Source organism: Enterobacter cloacae, assembly GCF_011078175.1.
Lineage (GTDB): Bacteria > Pseudomonadota > Gammaproteobacteria > Enterobacterales > Enterobacteriaceae > Enterobacter > Enterobacter cloacae_Q.
Genome location: NZ_JAALCJ010000003.1, coordinates 20,204 through 42,378, shown reverse-complemented (window position 1 = coordinate 42,378; position 22,175 = coordinate 20,204). Strand labels below are relative to the sequence as shown.

Sequence of the window (22,175 nt, the reverse complement as noted above, 5' to 3'; positions counted from 1 at the left end):
TCGCGATGTGCCTTGTTAAGATGCATAGTCTATCATGCGGTTAAGGGGAAACGCATTCTCACGCGGGGGAGCACATGTCACCAATCGATTTTCGCACCAAAATTAACTGGCACCGACGTTACCGTTCGCCGCAGGGCGAAAAGAATGAACATGAAATCCTGCGCATTTTCGAGAGCGATCGCGGACGCATCATCAACTCGCCTGCCATCCGCCGGTTACAGCAGAAAACCCAGGTGTTCCCGCTGGAGCGTAACGCCGCGGTGCGTACGCGGTTAACGCACTCCATGGAAGTGCAGCAGGTGGGGCGCTATATTGCAAAAGAGATCCTCAGCCGCCTTAAAGAGCAACGTCTGTTGGAAACCTACGGGCTGGATGAACTGACCGGGCCGTTCGAAAGCATTGTTGAGATGGCCTGCCTGATGCACGATATCGGCAATCCTCCCTTTGGCCACTTCGGCGAGGCCGCCATCAACGACTGGTTTAAACAGCGGCTTTTTCCCTCTGACGCCATAAGCCAGCCGCTCAGCGATGATCGCTGTGTGGTACGCGATTTATGCCTGCGTGAAGGTGAAGATAGCCTGAACGAGCTGCGCCGTAAGGTGCGTCAGGATCTGTGTCATTTCGAAGGTAACGCACAGGGGATCCGCCTGGTGCACTCCCTGATGCGCATGAATCTGACCTGGGCACAGGTGGGCTGTATTCTTAAATACACGCGTCCCGCATGGTGGACAGGAGAACCGCCCGCCACCCATAGCTACCTGATGAAAAAACCTGGCTATTACTTGTCAGAAGAAGCATACGTCGCGCGGTTGCGTAAAGAACTGTCTCTGACCCCCAATGGCCGCTTTCCATTGACGTGGATTATGGAAGCAGCTGACGACATTTCTTATTGCGTGGCCGATCTGGAAGACGCGGTGGAAAAAAGAATATTCAGCGTCGAGGAGCTGTATCAGCATCTTTATGATGCCTGGGGAGAGCATGAAAAAGGTTCTCTGTTTGCGCAGGTCGTCGAGAATGCCTGGGATAAATCGCGTTCAAATTCGCTGAGCCGTAGTACCGAAGATCAGTTCTTTATGTATTTGCGGGTTAACACGCTGAATAAACTGGTACCGTATGCGGCCGCCCGTTTCATTGATAATTTGCCGATGATATTTAGCGGGGAATTTAATCATGCGCTGCTGGAAGATGAGAGCAGTTTTAGTCAGCTTCTTGAATTATATAAAAACGTGGCCGTTCGCCATGTTTTCAGCCACCCGGATGTCGAACAGCTGGAACTGCAAGGATATCGGGTGATCAGCGGGTTGCTGGAGATTTATGGCCCGCTGCTCCAGCTGACGGTCGACGAGTTCAGCGGGCTGGTCGAAAATGAACGTGTTCGCCGCCTGCCGATTGAATCTCGTCTCTATCAGAAGCTTTCGACCCGCCACCGGCTGGCATACATTGAAGCCGTCAGTAAAATAGATCGCCATTCTTCCCAATGGCCAGTTCTGGAATATTATTATCGCTGTCGTCTTATACAGGACTATATCAGCGGAATGACAGATTTGTATGCCTGGGATGAATACCGCAAGCTGATGGCCGTTGAATAAGCCACGAGTTTTGTAAAGACGACCAATAATTTTTTACTTTTTCCATAAACTTATTCCCGGAACTAAGCGGTATAAAACGAATCTGAGTTACACAGCAATTTTGCGTTATCTGGTAAATCGAGATAGAGAAACATGAAAAAAACCACATTAGCAATGAGTGCACTGGCTCTGAGTTTAGGTTTAGCGCTGTCCCCTCTGGCGACGGCGGCCGAGACAGCTTCCTCGGCAGCGACTGCGCAGCAGATGCCAAGCCTGGCCCCGATGCTCGAAAAAGTGATGCCATCGGTGGTGAGTATTAACGTTGAGGGCAGCACAACCGTCAATACGCCGCGTATGCCGCGTAATTTCCAGCAGTTCTTCGGCGATAATTCGCCATTCTGCCAGGACGGTTCGCCATTCCAGAGCTCCCCGTTCTGTCAGGGCGGCGGCGCAGGGGATGACGGTCAGGGCGGCGGCCAGCAGCAGAAATTCATGGCACTCGGCTCGGGCGTTATTATTGATGCAGCGAAAGGCTACGTGGTGACCAATAACCACGTGGTAGATAATGCTAACTCCATTAAGGTGCAGATGAGCGATGGCCGTAAATTCGATGCCAAAGTGGTCGGTAAAGACCCGCGCTCCGATATCGCGCTGATTCAAATCCAGGATCCGAAAAACCTGACGGCGATAAAGCTTGCCGACTCTGACGCGCTGCGCGTGGGTGACTACACCGTCGCCATCGGTAACCCGTTTGGTCTGGGCGAAACCGTGACCTCGGGTATCGTCTCTGCGCTGGGACGTAGCGGCCTGAACGCAGAAAACTATGAAAACTTCATCCAGACGGATGCGGCTATTAACCGCGGTAACTCCGGCGGGGCGCTGGTTAACCTGAACGGTGAACTGATCGGTATTAACACCGCTATCCTGGCACCGGACGGTGGCAACATCGGTATCGGCTTTGCTATCCCGAGCAATATGGTGAAAAACCTGACCGCGCAGATGGTGCAATATGGACAGGTTAAACGCGGTGAGCTGGGTATCATGGGTACCGAGCTGAACTCCGAGCTGGCGAAAGCGATGAAAGTAGACGCTCAGCGCGGCGCATTCGTCAGCCAGGTCATGCCGAACTCCTCGGCGGCGAAAGCCGGCATTAAAGCGGGTGACGTGATCACCTCGCTGAACGGTAAACCGATCAGCAGCTTTGCCGCCCTGCGTGCGGAAGTGGGTTCTATGCCAATCGGCAGTAAAGTGACCCTCGGCCTGCTGCGTGAAGGTAAGCCGGTTAACGTGAGCCTGGAACTGCAACAGAGCAGCCAGAATCAGGTCGATTCCAGCACCATCTTCAGCGGTATTGAAGGTGCAGAGATGAGCAACAAAGGGGCAGATAAAGGCGTGGTGGTGAACAACGTGAAGGCGAACTCACCTGCTGCCCGTATCGGCCTGAAAAAAGGTGATGTGATCATGGGCGCTAACCAGCAGCCGGTGAAAAACATCGCTGAACTGCGCAAAATTCTCGACAGCAAGCCGTCCGTGCTGGCGCTGAATATTCAGCGTGGTGATACTTCTATTTATCTCCTGATGCAGTAATTTTCTTAAGCCCCTGTTCGCAGGGGCTTTCTCGTTTCTGTGACCTTTCCCACAACTCCATACATCTCTCTCTGCCTTTGGGCATCTGCACAGTGCAGCCCTGGCTGAACTTCCCTATGCTTGAGCTCTGCTCACGGGAGGGTTATATGGCTGGCTGGCATCTTGATACCAAAATGGCGCAGGATATCGTGGCGCGAACCATGCGCATCATTGATACCAATATCAACGTAATGGACGCCCGAGGGCGCATTATCGGCAGCGGCGATCGTGAGCGTATTGGGGAGTTGCACGAAGGGGCATTGCTGGTGCTCTCTCAGGGGCGCGTGGTCGATATCGATGACGCCGTGGCGAAACATCTGCACGGAGTGCGTCAGGGGATCAACCTGCCGCTGCGTCTGGAAGGAGAAATTGTTGGCGTTATCGGTCTGACCGGCGATCCTGAATCGCTGCGTAAATACGGTGAGCTGGTCTGCATGACGGCGGAGATGATGCTGGAGCAGTCGCGTCTGATGCACCTGCTCGCCCAGGACAGCCGCCTGCGTGAAGAGCTGGTGATGAATTTGATTCAGGCGGAGGAGCACACGCCTGCCCTGAGCGAATGGGCGCAGCGTCTGGGTATCGACCTGAATCAGCCGCGCGTGGTCGCCGTTATTGAGGTGGATAGCGGCCAGCTTGGCGTGGACAGCGCCATGGTGGAGCTTCAGCAGCTACAAAACATGCTGGCGACGCCGGAGCGTAACAACCTGGTGGCGATCGTCTCTTTGACGGAAATGGTGGTACTTAAGCCTGCGCTTAATCAGTTTGGCCGCTGGGACGCGGAAGATCATCGTCGCCGCGTTGAGCTGCTCATCGAGCGCATGAAGGAGAACGGGCAGCTCCGTTTTCGCGTCGCGCTGGGAAATTACTTTACCGGGCCGGGAAGTATTGCCCGTTCATGGCGAACGGCGCGCACCACCATGATGGTGGGTAAACAGCGCATGCCGGAGAGCCGCAGTTATTTCTATCAGGATCTGATGCTGCCGGTCCTGCTCGACAGCCTGCGCGGTGGCTGGCAGGCCAACGAGCTGGCGCGCCCGCTTGTACGTCTGAAAGCGATGGACAACAACGGGCTGCTGCGCCGCACGTTGCAGGCATGGTTCCGGCATAACGTGCAGCCGCTGGCAACGTCAAAAGCGCTGTTTATTCACCGTAATACGCTGGAGTATAGGTTAAACCGGATCTCGGAACTGACGGGGCTGGATTTAGGGAATTTTGACGACCGGCTACTGCTGTATGTGGCGTTGCAGCTGGATGAACAGAGATAACTGAGTGCGGTTTTCACCCTCTCCCTGTGGGAGAGGGCCGGGGTGAGGGCATCAGACCGCACCGGAATAACTTATTTCCGCGTCAATTTCTCAAGATCTGCTTCAATCTCGCTGATCTTATTGGTGACTACGCTTTCCAGGTGACGCAGGTCGTCGAGGATCTTACGTTTCAGATCGACCTCGCTGCGATCGCGCTGGCAGATTTGATCGAGTTCGTCGATCACGTAGCGCAGGTTAGGGCTGATTTCCTGTACTTCTTTATATCCCTGACCGATACCGTCAGCGACTACGGTCTTACGCTGGCGAGGGTATTTAAACTTCACGCTTTTGGCGAAGAACTCTCCTTTGTCCTTGTGAAAATAGATTTTCAAAATATCGTTATTCGCTTCCTGGCGGAGACTATAACGATCAATTTCATCAGGATTGGTAATGCCCAGACTTTTCAGATTATCGTACATAGCGGTACCCTTGATCTCAACATAACCTATGAATAATTAACGAAAAAATCTATTTTCGCCACCTTCGGATATAAAAAAAGCGGGGTTGCCCCCGCTTTTTGTTATACCCGATTAATCGATGGTGCGCAGCAGTTCATTGATGCCCACTTTACCGCGGGTTTTCGCGTCCACTTTTTTCACGATAACCGCACAGTACAGGCTGTATTTGCCATCTTTAGACGGCAGGTTGCCGGAAACCACAACGGAACCGGCTGGAACGCGGCCGTAGTGAATTTCACCGGTTTCGCGATCGTAAATACGGGTGCTCTGACCAATGTAGACGCCCATGGAGATCACAGACCCTTCTTCGACGATCACGCCTTCCACCACTTCGGAACGTGCGCCGATGAAGCAGTTGTCTTCGATGATGGTTGGGTTAGCCTGAAGTGGCTCCAGAACGCCACCGATGCCCACGCCGCCGGACAGGTGAACGTTTTTACCGATCTGCGCGCAGGAGCCGACGGTAGCCCAGGTGTCCACCATAGTGCCTTCGTCAACGTAGGCGCCGATGTTTACGTAGGATGGCATCAGCACGGTATTGCGTGCGATGAAGGCACCCTGACGAACTGCCGCCGGTGGCACCACGCGGAAGCCCTCTTTCTGGAAGCGCGCTTCGTCGTACTCGGCAAATTTCATTGGCACTTTATCGAAGTAGCGGCTTTCTGCGCCGTCGATAACCTGGTTATCGTTGATGCGGAAAGAGAGCAGCACAGCTTTCTTCAGCCATTGATGAGTAACCCACTGACCGTCGATTTTTTCTGCCACGCGCAGCGCGCCGGAATCCAGCAGGGAAATAACCTGGTTAACCGCTTCACGGGTCACGGTATCCACATTTGCCGGAGTGATGTCGGCGCGACGCTCAAAAGCGGACTCAATAACGTTCTGTAACTGCTGCATTGTTTACTCTTTCCATTTCACTAAAAAACACGTCACCCTTTATCGTTTGGATTGAGGGCTGCTGTCAACCGTTGTTGCACTTCAAGTTGCAGGTCATTATTAAGGGCACGCCGGTCGGCAGTGGCGATTATAAATAAATCTTCTACTCGCTCGCCAATGGTTGTAATTCGGGCGCCGTGAAGCGAAATTCCCAGATCGGCAAAAACCTGACCGACGCGGGCGAGCAGCCCTGGCTGGTCGAGCGCGATCAGCTCAAGGAACGATTTACGATCCGTATGGGTCGGCAGGAAATTGACTTCGGTATCGACGGTAAAGTGGCGCAGTTTTGCCGGCTGGCGGCGCGGCTGTGGGGGCTGCCAGCTGCGCTGGGTGATAGCCTGCTCCAGACCAAAGCGTATTCCTTCGTGACGATCCGACGACAGCGGGCTACCGTCTGGCTCCAGCACGATAAAGGTATCCATCGCCATGCCGTCGCGGGTGGTAAAAATCTGCGCGTCGTGAACGCTCAGGTTACGCCTGTCCAGCTCGGCACAGACCGCTGCAAACAAATAAGGCCGGTCCGGGCTCCAGATAAAGATCTCCGTCCCGCCGCGCGTGGCCTGCGGGCTGAGCAGAATCATCGGTTTCGTCAGGTCATGCTTCAGCAGATGCCGGGCGTGCCAGGCAAGCTGGTTTGGGCTGTGGCGCACAAAGTAGTTAGCGCGACAGCGCGCCCAAATCTGATGCAGCGCCTCTTCGTTGATGTTATCCATGCGCAGCAGGGCCAGCGCCTGCAACTGGTGGTGGCGCACACGCTCGCGCATGTCCGGGATGTTTTGCATTCCGCGACGCAGCTGTTTTTCGGTGGCGAAATAGAGCTCGCGCAGCAGGCTCTGCTTCCAGCTGTTCCACAGGGTTTCGTTGGTGGCGCAGATATCGGCCACCGTCAGACAGACCAGGTAGCGCAGGCGGTTCTCCGTTTGCACCTCTTCGGCGAACTGCTTGATCACTTCCGGATCCTGAATATCACGACGCTGAGCGGTAACCGACATCAGCAGATGATGGCGAACCAGCCAGGCGATAAGCTGCGTCTCACGCGAGTTAAGGCCGTGCAGCTCGGCAAATTTCAGCACGTCCTGTGCGCCCAGCACCGAGTGGTCGCCGCCGCGTCCTTTGGCGATATCATGGAACAGGGCGGCCATCAGGATCAGTTCCGGGTGCGTCAGACGTGGCCAGAGATCAACGCACAGCGGATGGCGGGATCGCGTCTCTTCTTTAGCAAAGCTTTCCAGCTTGAGCATGACGCGGATCGTGTGCTCATCTACCGTATAGGCGTGAAACAGGTCGAACTGCATCTGCCCGACAATATGCGACCACTGCGGCATATAGGCCCACAATACGCTGTGGCGGTGCATCGGCAACAGACCGCGGCTGACGGCGCCCGGATGACGGAGCATGCTCAGGAACAGCGAGCGCGCCTCCGGGATATAGCACAGCGGCTGCTTCAGATGACGCCGTGCATGGCGTAAATGGCGCAGGGTGGTGGAGTAGATCCCGGTGATCGTGCTGTTGCGCACCATGGTGTAGAACATGCGCAGGATTGCTTCCGGTTCGCGAATGAACAGCGTTTCGTCGCGCAGATCGATCAGCGTGCCGCGCAGTTGAAATTCATCATCAATCGGACGTGGTTTTTCGTCTGCCGTCAGCGCGAGGATCGCCTCATCGAACAGCTGTAATAGCATCTGGTTCAGCTCAGAGACGCGGCGGGTGACGCGGAAGAAATCTTTCATCATCTGCTCGACCGGCTCGTTGCCTTCGCCCTGATAATTCAGGCGCTGCGCCACGCTGAGCTGCCGATCAAACAGCAGACGGTTATCGTAGCGGGTGACTTCCAGGTGCAGGGCAAAACGGATGCGCCACAGCAGATGCAGACACTCATTGAGTTCGTTACGTTCGGCTTCGGTCAGAAAACCAAAACCGACCATTTCGTCCAGTGATGTTGCCCCAAAATGGCGGCGGGCGACCCATTGCAGGGTGTGGATATCGCGCAGGCCGCCGGGGCTGCTTTTGATATCCGGTTCAAGATTATAGCTGGTGCCGTGATAGCGCTGGTGGCGCTGGTCTTGTTCTTCGACCTTCGCGGCGAAGAATTTTTCCGAGGGCCAGAAGCCATCGCTAAAGATGTGCTTTTGCAGTTCGAGGAACAGCGCTACGTCGCCAATCAGCAGGCGGGTTTCAATCAGGTTAGTGGCGACAGTCAGGTCAGATAACCCTTCCAGCAGACACTCTTCCAGGGTGCGTACGCTGTGGCCCACTTCCAGTTTTACGTCCCAGAGCAGGGTCAGCAGTTCACCGATTTTCTGTGCCCGGTCGTCCGGCAACTTCTTACGGCTTAAGATCAGCAGGTCGATATCCGAGAGCGGATGCAGTTCACCCCGGCCATAGCCGCCGACCGCAACCAGCGCGACGTCGCTCACCTGGCCGAAACCGTAGTCGATCCACAGACGTTGCAGAAGCTGGTCGATAAATTCGGTACGCGCTTCAATGAGCTGCTCGGCAGACACCCCTGCGTCGAACGCGCTCCCCAGCCAGCGATGGAAAACCGCCATGTGGGCTTTGATATGCGCACAGGTCAGCTCATGCGGCGGCCAGACGCCTGGGTTATCAGGCTGGTCGGGGAGGGTGGGAAGTGCTGTGTTAGCATACTGTTCGGGTAAGAGATTACTCATCGTGCGCCACCCATAAGAAAAAGCTATCGCCATTAAAAAAGCCGGCTTTCGCCGGCTTCTTATCACTCAATGTTGGTCAGTATCGCCGGGATAGTGTCATCCTTGCGCAACGTCATAATTTCGCAGCCGTTGTCTGTTACCACAATAGTATGCTCGTACTGGGCAGACAAGCTTCTGTCTTTGGTTTTTACCGTCCAGCCATCTTTCATGGTACGGATGCGGTAATCACCCGCGTTGACCATGGGTTCGATAGTGAAAGTCATGCCCTGTTGCAGCACCACGCCACCGTCGTCTGCATCGTAGTGCAGAACCTGTGGCTCCTCATGGAACACACGACCAATACCGTGACCGCAGTATTCGCGCACCACGGAGAAACCTTCCGCTTCCACAAATTTCTGAATAGCAGCACCGATGGTACGCAGGCGGATGCCCGGCTTAACCATCTTCAGCGCCAGGTAGAGGCTCTCCTGGGTGACTTTACACAGGCGCTCTCCAAGGATTGTTGGTTTGCCAACGATGAACATCTTAGAGGTATCACCGTGGTAGTCGTCTTTAATGACGGTCACGTCGATATTGACGATGTCGCCATCTTTCAGCAGCTTCTCGTCATCCGGAATGCCGTGGCACACCACTTCATTAATAGAGATGCAGACGGATTTTGGGAAGCCGTGATAGCCGAGGCAGGCGGAAACCGCGTGCTGCTCGTTGACGATATAGTCGTTACAGATGCGATCCAGCTCGCCAGTGCTGACGCCCGGTTTCACAAACGGTTCGATCATTTCCAGCACATCCGCGGCCAGACGACCGGCGACGCGCATCTTTTCAATTTCTTCAGGTGTCTTAATAGAGATAGCCATGTAATCTGTCCATCGGTGTCGATTTTTTCGACAATACTAGTGTAAGTGTTGTCAATGGTATCAGTCAGGCGCACCCCGTGCCAAATTGAGAATCATTAACAGCACACTCCGCCAACAATTATTGGTTTCTGGTCGTGTTTTGTGATATAAAGCGCGCCGGACTTCCGATCCATCTCAGATACACAGGCTGGACGGGAGCGACAAATCTCACTTTGTGTAACAACACACACGTATCGGCACATATTCCGGGGTGCCCTTCGGGGTCGGTAATATGGGATACGTGGAGGCATAACCCCAACTTTTAATATAGAGGTTTTAAACATGGCAACTGTTTCCATGCGCGACATGCTCAAGGCTGGTGTTCACTTCGGTCACCAGACCCGTTACTGGAACCCGAAAATGAAGCCTTTCATCTTCGGCGCACGTAACAAAGTTCACATCATCAACCTTGAGAAGACTGTACCAATGTTCAACGAAGCCCTGGCTGAGCTGAACAAGATCTCTTCCCGTAAAGGTAAGATTCTGTTCGTTGGTACTAAGCGCGCTGCAAGCGAAGCTGTGAAAGATGCTGCTAACAGCTGCGACCAGTTCTTCGTGAACCATCGCTGGTTGGGCGGCATGCTGACCAACTGGAAAACTGTTCGTCAGTCCATCAAGCGCCTGAAAGATCTGGAAACCCAGTCTCAGGACGGTACTTTCGATAAGCTGACTAAGAAAGAAGCGCTGATGCGCACTCGTGAGCTGGACAAGCTGGAAAACAGCCTGGGCGGTATCAAAGATATGGGCGGCCTGCCAGACGCGCTGTTCGTAATCGATGCAGACCACGAGCACATCGCAATCAAAGAAGCTAACAACCTGGGTATCCCGGTATTCGCTATCGTTGATACCAACTCCGATCCGGACGGTGTTGACTTCGTTATCCCGGGTAACGACGACGCAATCCGTGCTGTTAGCCTGTACCTGAGCGCTGTAGCTGCTACCGTTCGTGAAGGCCGTTCCCAGGATCTGGCTTCTCAGGCGGAAGAAAGCTTCGTAGAAGCTGAATAATAAGGTTTTACCCCTTATTAGTACCGTGTATGAATAGGGGCCCATTATCGGCCCCTTTTTTCAATTTATACTGTTTGGCTCCCGGCCGGGCAGTTCACATCTCCCGAGGATTTAAGAATGGCTGAAATTACCGCATCCCTGGTAAAAGAGCTGCGTGAGCGTACTGGCGCAGGCATGATGGATTGCAAAAAAGCGCTGACCGAAGCGAACGGCGACATCGAGCTGGCAATCGAAAACATGCGTAAATCCGGTGCGATCAAAGCAGCTAAGAAAGCAGGCAACGTTGCTGCTGACGGCGTGATCATCACCAAAATCGACGGCACCTACGGCATCATTCTGGAAGTTAACTGCCAGACTGACTTCGTTGCTAAAGATGCTGGTTTCCAGGCATTTGCTAACAAAGTTCTGGACGCAGCGGTTGCAGGCAAAATCACTGACGTTGAAGTTCTGAAAGCACAGTTCGAAGAAGAGCGTGTTGCGCTGGTTGCTAAAATCGGTGAGAACATCAACATCCGTCGCGTTGCTTCCCTGGAAGGTGACGTTCTGGGCTCTTACCAGCACGGCGCACGTATCGGTGTTCTGGTTGCGGCTAAAGGCGCTGACGAAGAGCTGGTTAAACAGCTGGCTATGCACATTGCTGCAAGCAAACCAGAATTCGTTAAGCCAGAAGACGTGTCTGCTGAAGTGGTAGAAAAAGAGTACCAGGTTCAGCTGGACATCGCGATGCAGTCTGGTAAGCCAAAAGAAATCGCAGAGAAAATGGTTGAAGGCCGCATGAAGAAATTCACCGGCGAAGTTTCTCTGACTGGCCAGCCTTTCGTAATGGATCCAAGCAAATCTGTTGCTCAGCTGCTGAAAGAGCACAACGCTGACGTGACTGGCTTCATCCGCTTCGAAGTGGGCGAAGGCATCGAGAAAGTTGAGACTGACTTCGCAGCAGAAGTTGCTGCAATGTCCAAGCAGTCTTAATGATGGAAAAGGAGCCGCCTGAGGGCGGCTTCTTTTTGTCACCCATCTCACGAAATCAGAAAGGCTCCAGTATCGCTTGGCTGATATGCGACATATCATGTCGCCAGAATTAACCCCATCTTAATCGTTGACAGTCTCAGGAAAGAAACATGGCTACCAATGCAAAACCCGTGTACAAACGCATTCTGCTTAAGCTGAGTGGCGAAGCGCTGCAAGGATCGGAAGGCTTCGGTATTGACGCAAGCATCCTTGATCGCATGGCACAGGAAATCAAAGAACTGGTCGAACTGGGTATTCAGGTTGGCGTGGTCATTGGCGGTGGCAACCTTTTCCGTGGTGCTGGTCTGGCGAAAGCGGGGATGAACCGCGTAGTGGGCGACCACATGGGTATGCTGGCAACCGTGATGAATGGCCTGGCCATGCGTGATGCGCTTCATCGCGCCTATGTGAACGCTCGTCTGATGTCCGCTATTCCCTTGAATGGCGTTTGTGATAACTACAGCTGGGCAGAGGCTATCAGCCTGCTGCGTAACAACCGCGTGGTGATCCTCTCCGCCGGTACGGGTAACCCGTTCTTTACCACTGATTCCGCAGCCTGCCTGCGCGGTATCGAAATCGAAGCCGATGTGGTGCTGAAAGCGACCAAAGTGGACGGCGTGTTTACTGCCGATCCGGCAAAAGATCCGTCTGCAACCATGTACGATCAGCTGAGCTACAGCGAAGTGCTGGAAAAAGAGCTGAAAGTAATGGATCTTGCCGCCTTCACGCTGGCTCGCGACCACAAATTGCCGATCCGTGTCTTCAACATGAACAAGCCTGGCGCGCTGCGTCGCGTGGTCATGGGCGAAAAAGAAGGCACTTTGATCACGGAATAATTTCCGTCGACGATAAATACAGGTAAGATTCCGCTTTATTTCGACGTGGTATCTTACCCGGGCGCGCCTTTGGCGTTGTCATGAATTAAACGCGACTATACTTAGCACACCTGTAGCGCTGTGCTGGCGGATAGTCTGCCTGAGACAAGTTTTCAAGGATTCGTAACGTGATTAACGACATCAGAAAAGATGCTGAAGTACGCATGGACAAATGCGTAGAAGCGTTCAAAAACCAAATCAGCAAAATCCGTACTGGCCGTGCTTCCCCAAGCCTGCTGGATGGCATCATCGTAGAATATTACGGTACGCCAACGCCTCTGCGTCAGCTGGCGAGCGTGACGGTAGAAGATACCCGTACGCTGAAAATCAACGTGTTCGACCGCTCAATGAGCCCGGCCGTTGAAAAAGCGATCATGGCATCTGACCTGGGTCTGAACCCAAGCTCTGCGGGTGCTGACATCCGCGTTCCACTGCCTCCGCTGACGGAAGAACGCCGTAAAGACCTGATCAAAGTGGTTCGCGGTGAAGCTGAGCAGGGCCGCGTTTCCGTGCGTAACGTCCGTCGCGACGCGAACGATAAAGTGAAAGCACTGCTGAAAGAAAAAGAGATCAGCGAAGATGACGATCGTCGTTCTCAGGACGACATTCAGAAAATGACCGACGCTGCTATCAAGAAAATTGATGCGGCGCTGGCAGAAAAAGAAGCAGAACTGATGCAGTTCTGATTTTCGCTGTACACTGATAAACGCCGTTCAGAAGGACTTTAAGTCTTGCTGGCGGCGTTTTGCTTTTATCTGGTCAAACTTTTGGGCATCTCATGAAGCATCTCACTCTCCTCGGCTCGACCGGCTCTATCGGTTGCAGCACTCTCGACGTTGTACGTCATAATCCTGACCGCTACACCGTGGCCGCGCTTGTGGCCGGAAAAAACGTGCAGCGAATGGTCGAACAGTGTCTGGAGTTTACCCCCCGCTTTGCGGTGATGGATGATGAAGAGAGCGCCCGCCAGGTCAAAGCGCTGTTGCAGGAGAAGGGCTGTCGTACCGAGGTGCTCAGCGGGCAACAGGCGGCGTGCGATATGGCCGCGCTTGATGAAGTTGATCAGGTTATGGCGGCAATCGTCGGGGCGGCGGGTCTTCTGCCGACGCTTGCCGCTATTGATGCGGGGAAAGATGTCCTGCTTGCGAACAAAGAGTCGCTGGTCACCTGCGGACGTCTCTTTATGGAGGCGGTAAAACAGCGTGGGGCGCGTCTTTTGCCGGTCGATAGCGAGCACAACGCGATTTTTCAGAGTTTACCTCAACCTTTTCAACAAAACCTGGGGTACGCTGACCTGGAGCAGAATGGCGTTGTGTCGATTCTGCTTACCGGGTCTGGTGGCCCGTTCCGTGAAACGCCACTGTCTGAATTGAGCGCAATGACGCCGGATCAGGCGTGTCGCCATCCGAACTGGTCAATGGGGCGTAAGATCTCCGTCGATTCGGCCACCATGATGAACAAAGGTCTGGAATACATTGAAGCTCGCTGGCTGTTTAATGCGTCGGCGAAACAGATGGAAGTGCTGATCCACCCGCAATCGGTGATTCATTCGATGGTGCGCTATCAGGACGGCAGCGTATTGGCACAGCTGGGCGAACCGGATATGCGTACGCCTATTGCTCATACGATGGCGTGGCCAAACCGCGTAAAATCAGGCGTCAAGCCTCTCGATTTCTGCAAACTGAGTTCACTGACGTTTAGCGAGCCTGATTACGACCGTTATCCGTGTCTTAAACTGGCGATGACGGCCTTCGATCAGGGGCAGGCAGCGACAACAGCGCTTAATGCAGCCAATGAAGTGACCGTTGAAGCATTCCTGAATCAGCAGATCCGCTTTACCGACATCGCTGCGTTGAATTTATCCGTGCTGGAGTCGATGGACTTGCGTGAGCCGCAGAGCGTGGAAGAGGTGCTGGCCGTGGATGAACAGGCACGTATTGTTGCGCGTAAACAGGTGACGCGTCTCGCAAGCTGGTGATAAAGCAAGCACTAGTCGTCGTGCCATTTGTTAGCGTTGGGCTTCAGTGATATAGTCTGCGCCACCTGATCGCAGGTATTTGGCTTTAAGTGGTCAGGTAAGCCGTGGCTTGACACGGCTTTTTTATGTATAGGCTTCAGTATTCCTGTGTACCGTTAAATCCTTTCAGGGACTAAAAACGCGTTATGTTGTCTGCGAATCAACCAATAAGCGAAAACTTGCCAGCACATGGCTGTCGCCATGTTGCAATCATCATGGATGGCAATGGCCGCTGGGCGAAAAGACAAGGGAAGATACGAGCCTTTGGGCATAAAGCTGGGGCGAAATCTGTTCGTCGCGCCGTTTCTTTTGCCGCCAATAACGGCATTGATGCGTTAACGCTCTATGCTTTTAGCAGTGAAAACTGGAATCGACCTGCGCAGGAAGTGACTGCGTTGATGGAACTGTTTGTGTGGGCGCTCGATAGCGAAGTAAAAAGCCTGCACCGCCATAACGTCCGCTTGCGTATTATTGGCGAAACCAGTCGTTTTAACTCACGTCTACAGGAACGGATTCGCAAAGCGGAAGCGTTGACGGAAAATAATACCGGCCTGACGCTCAATATCGCGGCGAATTACGGCGGACGCTGGGATATTATCCAGGGGGTTCGGCATTTGGCTGAGCAGGTTCAGGAAGGGCTGTTAAGACCCGACCAGATTGATGAAGAGGCGCTGAGTCAGCAAATCTGCATGAATGAACTGGCACCCGTGGATTTGGTTATAAGGACAGGGGGGGAACATCGCATAAGTAACTTTTTGCTGTGGCAAATTGCCTACGCCGAACTTTACTTTACGGATGTTCTTTGGCCAGATTTTGATGAACAAGACTTTGAAGGTGCGCTGCATGCCTTTGCCAATCGAGAGCGTCGTTTCGGCGGCACCGAGCCTGGTGGCGATAACGCCTGATGGGGGTAGCTTTTGCTGAAGTATCGCCTGATTTCCGCTTTTGTATTAATACCCGTCGTCATCGCAGCGCTGTTTTTACTGCCACCGGTGGGATTCGCTATTGTTACGCTGGTGGTGTGTATGCTCGCCGCGTGGGAATGGGGTCAGCTTAGCGGCTTTACCTCGCGCACTCAGCGGGTATGGCTGGCGGTACTCTGTGGTTTTTTACTGGCCCTGATGCTGTACACCTTGCCTGAGTATCATCACGATGTTCACCAGCCGCTGGTTGCAGGATCCTTATGGATATCGCTGGCCTGGTGGATTGCGGCGCTTGTTTTAGTGCTTTTCTATCCGGGCTCTGCGGCGATATGGCGTAACTCTAAAGTGTTGCGCCTTATTTTTGGTCTGCTCACCATTGTGCCGTTTTTCTGGGGGATGGTTGCATTGCGCGCCTGGCACTACGACGAAAACCACTACAGCGGGGCGATATGGCTGCTTTATGTGATGATTCTCGTCTGGGGGGCTGACTCCGGGGCCTATATGTTTGGTAAACTGTTCGGCAAACATAAACTGGCGCCAAAGGTTTCTCCGGGCAAAACCTGGCAAGGCTTTATCGGCGGCCTGTTTACGGCAGCGATCATCTCCTGGGGCTATGGCGTCTGGGCGAATCTTGAGGTTGCCCCTTCAACGCTGCTGGTATGTTCGATTTTCGCGGCGCTGGCATCGGTACTGGGTGATTTAACCGAGAGTATGTTCAAGCGTGAAGCAGGGATTAAGGACAGCGGTCACCTGATTCCAGGACATGGCGGAATACTGGATCGCATTGACAGCCTTACCGCGGCTGTTCCAGTGTTTGCTTGCCTGCTTTTACTGGTGTTTGGGACGATATAACGGAAGGTTTTATGCTGAGCATTCTCTGGAATCTGGCGGCGTTCATTGTTGCACTGGGTGTACTGATTACCGTGCATGAATTTGGCCATTTCTGGGTTGCCCGGCGCTGTGGTGTGCGGGTAGAGCGATTCTCAATTGGCTTTGGTAAATCACTCTGGACGCGCACCGACAAGCATGGCACCGAGTTTGTCATTGCTCTGATTCCCCTGGGCGGCTACGTCAAAATGCTCGACGAACGTGTTGAGCCTGTGGCGCCTGAACTTCGACATAGCGCGTTTAACAACAAAACCGTTGGACAACGTGCTGCCATCATCGCTGCCGGTCCGGTAGCCAATTTCATCTTCGCTATCTTCGCCTACTGGCTGGTGTTCATCATCGGCGTGCCAGGCGTGCGCCCGGTTGTGGGCGAAATCACCACGGGTTCTGTGGCGGCAACGGCGCAAATTACACCGGGAATGGAACTTAAAGCGATTGATGGTATCGAAACCCCTGATTGGGATGCCGTGAGGTTACAACTGGTTGCCAAAATCGGTGATGAGCAGACAACCGTCAGCGTATCGCCTTTTGGTTCCGACCAGCGGCAGGAAAAAGTGCTGGATTTACGCCACTGGCGCTTTGAGCCAGACAAAGAGGATCCCGTCGCCGCACTGGGCATTCGACCGCGCGGCGCGCAGATCGAGCCGGTATTAGCCGAAGTACAGGCCAATTCGGCGGCAAGTAAAGCAGGTTTACAAGCGGGTGACAGGATCGTTAAAGTCGATGGTCAGCCATTAACACAATGGATGACCTTTGTTACTCTGGTGCGCGATAATCCAGGCACGCCGCTTGCGCTGGAGGTGGAAAGGCAGGGGAGTCCGCTCTCGCTGACCCTCACCCCGGATACTAAATCGGGCGGCAGTAAGGCGGAAGGGTTTGCGGGCGTTGTGCCGAAAGTGATCCCGCTGCCAGACGAGTACAAAACAATACGCCAGTATGGGCCGTTTAGCGCCATCGTTGAGGCCACGGATAAAACTTGGCAGCTGATGAAGCTAACGGTCAACATGTTGGGGAAATTGATAACCGGTGATGTGAAACTGAACAACCTCAGTGGGCCAATTTCGATTGCTCAGGGGGCTGGGATGTCAGCGGAGTTCGGGGTGATTTACTATCTCATGTTCCTTGCGCTGATTAGCGTGAACCTGGGGATAATCAACCTGTTCCCGCTTCCCGTATTAGATGGGGGCCATTTGCTGTTTTTAGCGATTGAAAAGCTAAAAGGCGGACCGGTATCCGAGCGAGTTCAAGACTTTAGTTATCGCATTGGCTCGATTTTGCTGGTGCTGTTAATGGGGCTTGCACTTTTCAATGATTTCTCTCGGTTGTAAGAGAGTTAGTTAGGAAGAACGCATAATAACGATGGCGATGAAAAAGTTGCTCATAGCGTCGCTGCTGTTTAGCAGCGCGACCGTATACGGTGCTGACGGGTTCGTAGTGAAAGATATTCATTTCGAAGGCCTTCAGCGTGTCGCCGTTGGTGCGGCCCTCCTCAGTATGCCTGTGCGCCCCGGCGATACGGTTAATGATGAAGATATCAGTAACACCATCCGTGCTCTGTTTGCCACTGGCAACTTTGAGGACGTCCGCGTCCTGCGCGATGGTGATACGCTGGTGGTTCAGGTAAAAGAACGTCCAACGATTGCCAGTATCACTTTCTCCGGCAACAAGTCGGTGAAAGACGACATGCTCAAGCAGAACCTTGAGGCATCGGGTGTTCGTGTGGGGGAATCTCTGGACCGCACAACCCTTGCAGACATTGAAAAAGGTCTGGAAGATTTCTACTACAGCGTCGGTAAATACAGCGCGAGCGTTAAAGCGGTTGTTACACCGCTGCCACGCAACCGTGTTGACCTGAAACTGGTCTTCCAGGAAGGTGTTTCTGCGAAGATCCAGCAGATCAACATCGTGGGTAACCACGCGTTCAGCACCGACGAACTGATCTCCAATTTCCAGCTGCGTGACGAAGTGCCGTGGTGGAACGTGGTGGGCGATCGTAAATACCAGAAACAGAAACTGGCGGGTGACCTTGAAACCCTGCGCAGCTACTATCTGGATCGCGGTTACGCCCGTTTCAACATCGATTCAACTCAGGTGAGTCTGACTCCGGACAAGAAAGGTATCTATATTACCGTTAACATCACCGAAGGCGATAAGTACACGCTTTCGGGTGTTGAAGTCAGCGGCAACCTGGCAGGACACTCTGCTGAAATTGAATCTCTGACCAAAATTCAGCCGGGCGATCTGTATAGCGGATCTAAAGTCACCAAAATGGAAGACAGCATTAAGAAGCTGCTCGGCCGTTATGGTTATGCGTATCCGCGTGTGCAAACGCAGCCGGAAATTAACGACACGGATAAAACCGTTAAGCTTCACGTTAATGTTGATGCGGGCAACCGCTTCTACGTGCGTAAGATCCGCTTCGAAGGTAACGACACCTCAAAAGATTCCGTTCTGCGCCGTGAAATGCGCCAGATGGAAGGGGCATGGCTGGGAAGCGATCTGGTAGACCAGGGTAAAGAGCGTCTTAACCGTCTGGGCTACTTCGAAACGGTCGATACCGATACTCAGCGTGTACCGGGTCGTCCGGATCAGGTTGATGTTGTTTATAAAGTTAAAGAACGTAATACCGGTAGCTTCAACTTCGGTATTGGTTACGGTACTGAAAGTGGTGTGAGCTTCCAGGTCGGTGTTCAGCAGGATAACTGGCTGGGTACAGGTTACTCTGTCGGTATCAACGGGACGAAAAACGACTACCAAACCTACTCTGAGTTCTCCGTTACTAACCCATACTTCACCGTTGACGGTGTCAGCCTGGGCGGTCGTATCTTCTATAACGACTTTAAAGCGGACGACGCGGACCTCTCTTCGTATACCAACAAGAGTTATGGTCTGGATGGTACGCTCGGCTTCCCGGTTAACGAATACAACACGCTGCGTGCAGGTTTAGGGTACGTGCATAACGACCTGTCTAACATGCAACCGCAGGTGGCGATGTGGCGTTATCTGGACTCCATCGGTCAGTCGGCGAGCACGTCCAGCGATGACAACGGTTTCGCCGCGGATGACTTCACTTTCAACTATGGATGGACCTACAACCGTCTTGACCGTGGCTTTTTCCCAACGCAAGGTTCACGCGTCAACCTGAACGGTAAAGTAACGATCCCGGGCTCCGATAACGAGTTCTATAAAGTCACGCTGGATACGGCGTCCTACTTCCCAATTGATGACGACCACAAGTGGGTTGTTCTGGGTCGTACCCGTTGGGGTTATGGTGACGGTATTGGAAGCAAAGAGCTGCCGTTCTATGAAAACTTCTATGCCGGTGGTTCAAGCACCGTTCGTGGCTTCCAGTCCAATAACATTGGTCCGAAAGCGGTTTATTACGGCGGTAATGACGAAGATAACTGCAACAAACCGGCTACGGATGGCACAGGCAATAAAAACGTATGTAGTTCCGATGACGCAGTAGGCGGTAACGCTATGGCCGTGGCGAGCCTCGAGTTCATCACACCTACGCCGTTTATCAGTGATAAGTATGCGAACTCTGTGCGTACCTCCTTCTTTATGGATGCAGGTACGGTGTGGGACACCAACTGGCAGAACACGACTGAAACGCGCCTTGCTGGTGTGCCGGACTACAGCGATCCGAGCAACATTCGCATGTCCGCAGGTATCGCATTACAATGGATGTCACCGCTGGGGCCGTTGGTCTTCTCTTACGCCCAGCCGTTTAAGAAATACGATGGAGACAAAGCGGAGCAGTTCCAGTTTAACATTGGTAAAACCTGGTAATAATCCGCTGCAATGGAATGCGTTGGCAGTGTAGCGCTGACAACCGGCGATCGGTAACACGGTCGCCTTGCCACGCAAAGAACGGTACCCCTCGGGTGCCAATGGGATGGTAAGGAGTTAATTGTGAAAAAGTGGTTATTAGCTGCAGGTCTCGGTTTAGCGATGGCAACTTCTGCTCAGGCAGCGGATAAAATTGCAATCGTCAACATGGGTAATTTGTTCCAGCAGGTTGCACAGAAAACCGGTGTTTCTGCAACGCTGGAAAACGAATTCAAAGGCCGTGCGAGCGAACTGCAACGTATGGAAGGTGATCTTCAGTCCAAGATGCAGCGTCTTCAGCGTGATGGTTCTACCATGAAAGCGAGCGAGCGCAGCAAACTGGAAAAAGACGTCATGTCTCAGCGCCAGACCTTCTCTCAGAAAGCGCAGGCTTTCGAGCAGGATCGTCAGCGTCGTTCTAACGAAGAGCGTGGCAAACTGGTGACGCGTATTCAGTCTGCCGTTAAAGCAGTCGCAGCCGATCAGAGCATCGATCTGGTTGTTGATTCGAACGCCGTTGCATTCAACAGCAGCGATGTTAAAGACATCACCGCTGATGTTCTGAAACAGGTTAAATAAGTAATGCCTTCAATTCGACTGGCTGATTTAGCTCAGCAGTTGGATGCAGAATTACACGGTGATGGCGATATCGTCATCACCGCTGTTGCGTCCATGCAATCTGCTAAAGCAGGCACAATTACCTTCATGGTAAGCCCTAAGTACCGTGAACACCTGGCCCAGTGCCAGGCGTCTGCCGTTGTTCTGACGCAGGACGATCTTCCGTTTGCCACTGGCGCTGCACTGGTAGTGAAAAATCCCTACCTGACCTATGCGCGCATGGCCCAAATTCTTGATACCACGCCGCAGCCGGCACAGAACATTGCAGCCAGTGCTGCGATTGATCCGACGGCTCAGCTGGGTAATAACGTAGCAATCGGCGCAAACGCCGTTATCGAGTCCGGCGTTGTGCTGGGGGATAACGTGGTGATTGGTCCAGGCTGCTTTGTTGGAAAAAATACGAAAATTGGCGCAGGGACTCGTCTGTGGGCCAATGTCTCTGTCTACCATGAGGTTGAGATTGGCGAGAATTGTCTCGTACAGTCCAGCACGGTGATTGGTTCTGACGGATTTGGTTACGCTAACGATCGGGGTAACTGGGTTAAGATCCCTCAGCTGGGTCGCGTGATTATCGGCGATCGCGTGGAGATCGGCGCTTGCACCACCATCGACCGCGGTGCGCTTGACGACACCATTATTGGTAACGGTGTTATCATAGATAACCAGTGCCAGATTGCACATAACGTTGTGATTGGCGACAATACCGCAGTTGCAGGTGGTGTTATCATGGCAGGCAGCCTGAAAATTGGCCGTTACTGCATGATTGGCGGTGCCAGCGTGATCAATGGCCATATGGAAATATGCGACAAGGTCACGGTGACGGGGATGGGCATGGTGATGCGTCCAATCACTGAGCCTGGCGTTTATTCCTCCGGTATTCCGCTGCAACCGAACAAGGTATGGCGTAAAACAGCTGCACTGGTGATGAATATTGATGATATGAGCAAGCGACTCAAAGCGATTGAGCGCAAAATCGATCAACAAGACTAAGCGTTCATCCGTTTAACGCTAAATTTCCCGGCCTGTCGGCTTTGTTTATAAACCGGCAGGCCGTGTTATTATTGCTACTTAGTACATTTGACAGGAAGAGTATTTTGACTACTGACACTCATACTCTGCATATTGAAGAGATTTTAGAACTTCTGCCGCACCGCTATCCGTTTTTACTGGTAGACCGAGTGCTGGATTTTGAAGAAGGTCGTTTTCTGCGCGCAGTGAAAAATGTCTCCGTAAACGAGCCGTTCTTCCAGGGGCACTTCCCTGGTAAGCCTATCTTCCCGGGTGTATTGATCCTGGAAGCGATGGCACAGGCTACCGGTATTCTGGCGTTTAAAAGCGTAGGTAAACTGGAGCCGGGTGAACTCTATTACTTCGCGGGTATCGATGAAGCGCGCTTTAAGCGTCCGGTCGTGCCTGGTGATCAAATGATCATGGAAGTCACTTTTGAAAAAACGCGTCGCGGCCTGACTCGCTTCAAAGGCGTAGCTATGGTTGACGGCAAAGTTGTTTGCGAAGCGACAATGATGTGTGCGCGTAGCCGGGAGGCCTGA

At 53.1% G+C, this 22,175-nt stretch carries 19 protein-coding genes; 15 read left to right on the top strand and 4 right to left on the bottom strand.

The annotated features are described in order from the left end of the window. The first annotated feature begins 74 nt into the window (after positions 1 to 74). The 3 genes from dgt to G6Q29_RS07420 all read left to right on the top strand — a co-directional run bounded on the left by dgt (position 75) and on the right by G6Q29_RS07420 (position 4,459). Positions 75 to 1,589, top strand: a complete 1,515-nt coding sequence (gene dgt / locus G6Q29_RS07430; RefSeq protein ID WP_165465109.1) for a dGTPase — start codon at positions 75 to 77, stop codon at positions 1,587 to 1,589. Positions 1,590 to 1,721: 132 nt separating this feature from the next. After that, complete coding sequence (gene degP / locus G6Q29_RS07425) at positions 1,722 to 3,155, top strand: serine endoprotease DegP (RefSeq protein ID WP_165465108.1); 1,434 nt, start codon at positions 1,722 to 1,724, stop codon at positions 3,153 to 3,155. A gap of 146 nt (positions 3,156 to 3,301) precedes the next feature. Next, positions 3,302 to 4,459, top strand: coding sequence for a CdaR family transcriptional regulator (locus G6Q29_RS07420; protein WP_003856217.1), 1,158 nt, complete (start codon positions 3,302 to 3,304; stop codon positions 4,457 to 4,459). Positions 4,460 to 4,530: 71 nt separating this feature from the next. Here G6Q29_RS07420 and G6Q29_RS07415 read toward each other — a convergent pair whose 3' ends face one another. From G6Q29_RS07415 to map, 4 genes are all read right to left on the bottom strand, one after another. Continuing rightward, on the bottom strand, positions 4,531 to 4,917 hold the full coding sequence (locus G6Q29_RS07415; protein ID WP_003856216.1) for a DUF3461 family protein: 387 nt from the start codon (positions 4,915 to 4,917) through the stop codon (positions 4,531 to 4,533). Between the two features lie 111 nt (positions 4,918 to 5,028). Beyond that, on the bottom strand, positions 5,029 to 5,853 hold the full coding sequence (gene dapD, locus G6Q29_RS07410) for a 2,3,4,5-tetrahydropyridine-2,6-dicarboxylate N-succinyltransferase (RefSeq protein WP_006810047.1): 825 nt from the start codon (positions 5,851 to 5,853) through the stop codon (positions 5,029 to 5,031). A gap of 32 nt (positions 5,854 to 5,885) precedes the next feature. Then, the gene (gene glnD / locus G6Q29_RS07405) at positions 5,886 to 8,561 is read right to left on the bottom strand and encodes a bifunctional uridylyltransferase/uridylyl-removing protein GlnD (RefSeq protein WP_165465107.1); all 2,676 of its coding nucleotides are present in this window, start codon (positions 8,559 to 8,561) and stop codon (positions 5,886 to 5,888) included. Between the two features lie 62 nt (positions 8,562 to 8,623). After that, on the bottom strand, positions 8,624 to 9,418 hold the full coding sequence (gene map / locus G6Q29_RS07400; RefSeq protein WP_165465106.1) for a type I methionyl aminopeptidase: 795 nt from the start codon (positions 9,416 to 9,418) through the stop codon (positions 8,624 to 8,626). Between the two features lie 321 nt (positions 9,419 to 9,739). Here map and rpsB point away from each other — a divergent pair, with 321 nt between their 5' ends. From rpsB to fabZ, 12 genes are all read left to right on the top strand, one after another. Continuing rightward, positions 9,740 to 10,465 carry a 30S ribosomal protein S2 gene (gene rpsB / locus G6Q29_RS07395; protein ID WP_003856207.1) on the top strand — a complete coding sequence of 242 codons (726 nt, stop codon included), beginning with the start codon at positions 9,740 to 9,742 and terminating at the stop codon, positions 10,463 to 10,465. 117 nt (positions 10,466 to 10,582) lie between these two features. Further along, positions 10,583 to 11,434, top strand: a complete 852-nt coding sequence (gene tsf / locus G6Q29_RS07390; RefSeq protein WP_006810044.1) for a translation elongation factor Ts — start codon at positions 10,583 to 10,585, stop codon at positions 11,432 to 11,434. Between the two features lie 149 nt (positions 11,435 to 11,583). Continuing rightward, on the top strand, positions 11,584 to 12,309 hold the full coding sequence (pyrH, locus tag G6Q29_RS07385) for a UMP kinase (RefSeq protein WP_003856194.1): 726 nt from the start codon (positions 11,584 to 11,586) through the stop codon (positions 12,307 to 12,309). A gap of 167 nt (positions 12,310 to 12,476) precedes the next feature. Then, positions 12,477 to 13,034 (top strand): ribosome recycling factor, encoded by a 558-nt coding sequence (frr, locus tag G6Q29_RS07380; RefSeq protein WP_003856180.1) that lies wholly within the window; start codon positions 12,477 to 12,479, stop codon positions 13,032 to 13,034. 92 nt (positions 13,035 to 13,126) lie between these two features. Then, positions 13,127 to 14,326 carry a 1-deoxy-D-xylulose-5-phosphate reductoisomerase gene (gene ispC, locus G6Q29_RS07375; protein WP_165465105.1) on the top strand — a complete coding sequence of 400 codons (1,200 nt, stop codon included), beginning with the start codon at positions 13,127 to 13,129 and terminating at the stop codon, positions 14,324 to 14,326. A gap of 185 nt (positions 14,327 to 14,511) precedes the next feature. Continuing rightward, on the top strand, positions 14,512 to 15,270 hold the full coding sequence (gene ispU / locus G6Q29_RS07370) for a (2E,6E)-farnesyl-diphosphate-specific ditrans,polycis-undecaprenyl-diphosphate synthase (protein ID WP_003856176.1): 759 nt from the start codon (positions 14,512 to 14,514) through the stop codon (positions 15,268 to 15,270). Between the two features lie 12 nt (positions 15,271 to 15,282). Then, positions 15,283 to 16,140 carry a phosphatidate cytidylyltransferase gene (gene cdsA, locus G6Q29_RS07365; RefSeq protein ID WP_003856175.1) on the top strand — a complete coding sequence of 286 codons (858 nt, stop codon included), beginning with the start codon at positions 15,283 to 15,285 and terminating at the stop codon, positions 16,138 to 16,140. An 11-nt stretch (positions 16,141 to 16,151) separates the two neighbouring features. Then, positions 16,152 to 17,504: a sigma E protease regulator RseP gene (gene rseP / locus G6Q29_RS07360; protein WP_165465104.1), complete on the top strand. Its 1,353-nt coding sequence runs from the start codon at positions 16,152 to 16,154 to the stop codon at positions 17,502 to 17,504. A 31-nt stretch (positions 17,505 to 17,535) separates the two neighbouring features. After that, on the top strand, positions 17,536 to 19,968 hold the full coding sequence (gene bamA, locus G6Q29_RS07355) for an outer membrane protein assembly factor BamA (protein ID WP_165465103.1): 2,433 nt from the start codon (positions 17,536 to 17,538) through the stop codon (positions 19,966 to 19,968). Positions 19,969 to 20,091: 123 nt separating this feature from the next. After that, positions 20,092 to 20,586 carry a molecular chaperone Skp gene (gene skp, locus G6Q29_RS07350; RefSeq protein WP_003856169.1) on the top strand — a complete coding sequence of 165 codons (495 nt, stop codon included), beginning with the start codon at positions 20,092 to 20,094 and terminating at the stop codon, positions 20,584 to 20,586. Between the two features lie 3 nt (positions 20,587 to 20,589). Continuing rightward, positions 20,590 to 21,615: a UDP-3-O-(3-hydroxymyristoyl)glucosamine N-acyltransferase gene (gene lpxD / locus G6Q29_RS07345; RefSeq protein ID WP_165465102.1), complete on the top strand. Its 1,026-nt coding sequence runs from the start codon at positions 20,590 to 20,592 to the stop codon at positions 21,613 to 21,615. A 104-nt stretch (positions 21,616 to 21,719) separates the two neighbouring features. Beyond that, the gene (gene fabZ, locus G6Q29_RS07340) at positions 21,720 to 22,175 is read left to right on the top strand and encodes a 3-hydroxyacyl-ACP dehydratase FabZ (protein WP_003856165.1); all 456 of its coding nucleotides are present in this window, start codon (positions 21,720 to 21,722) and stop codon (positions 22,173 to 22,175) included.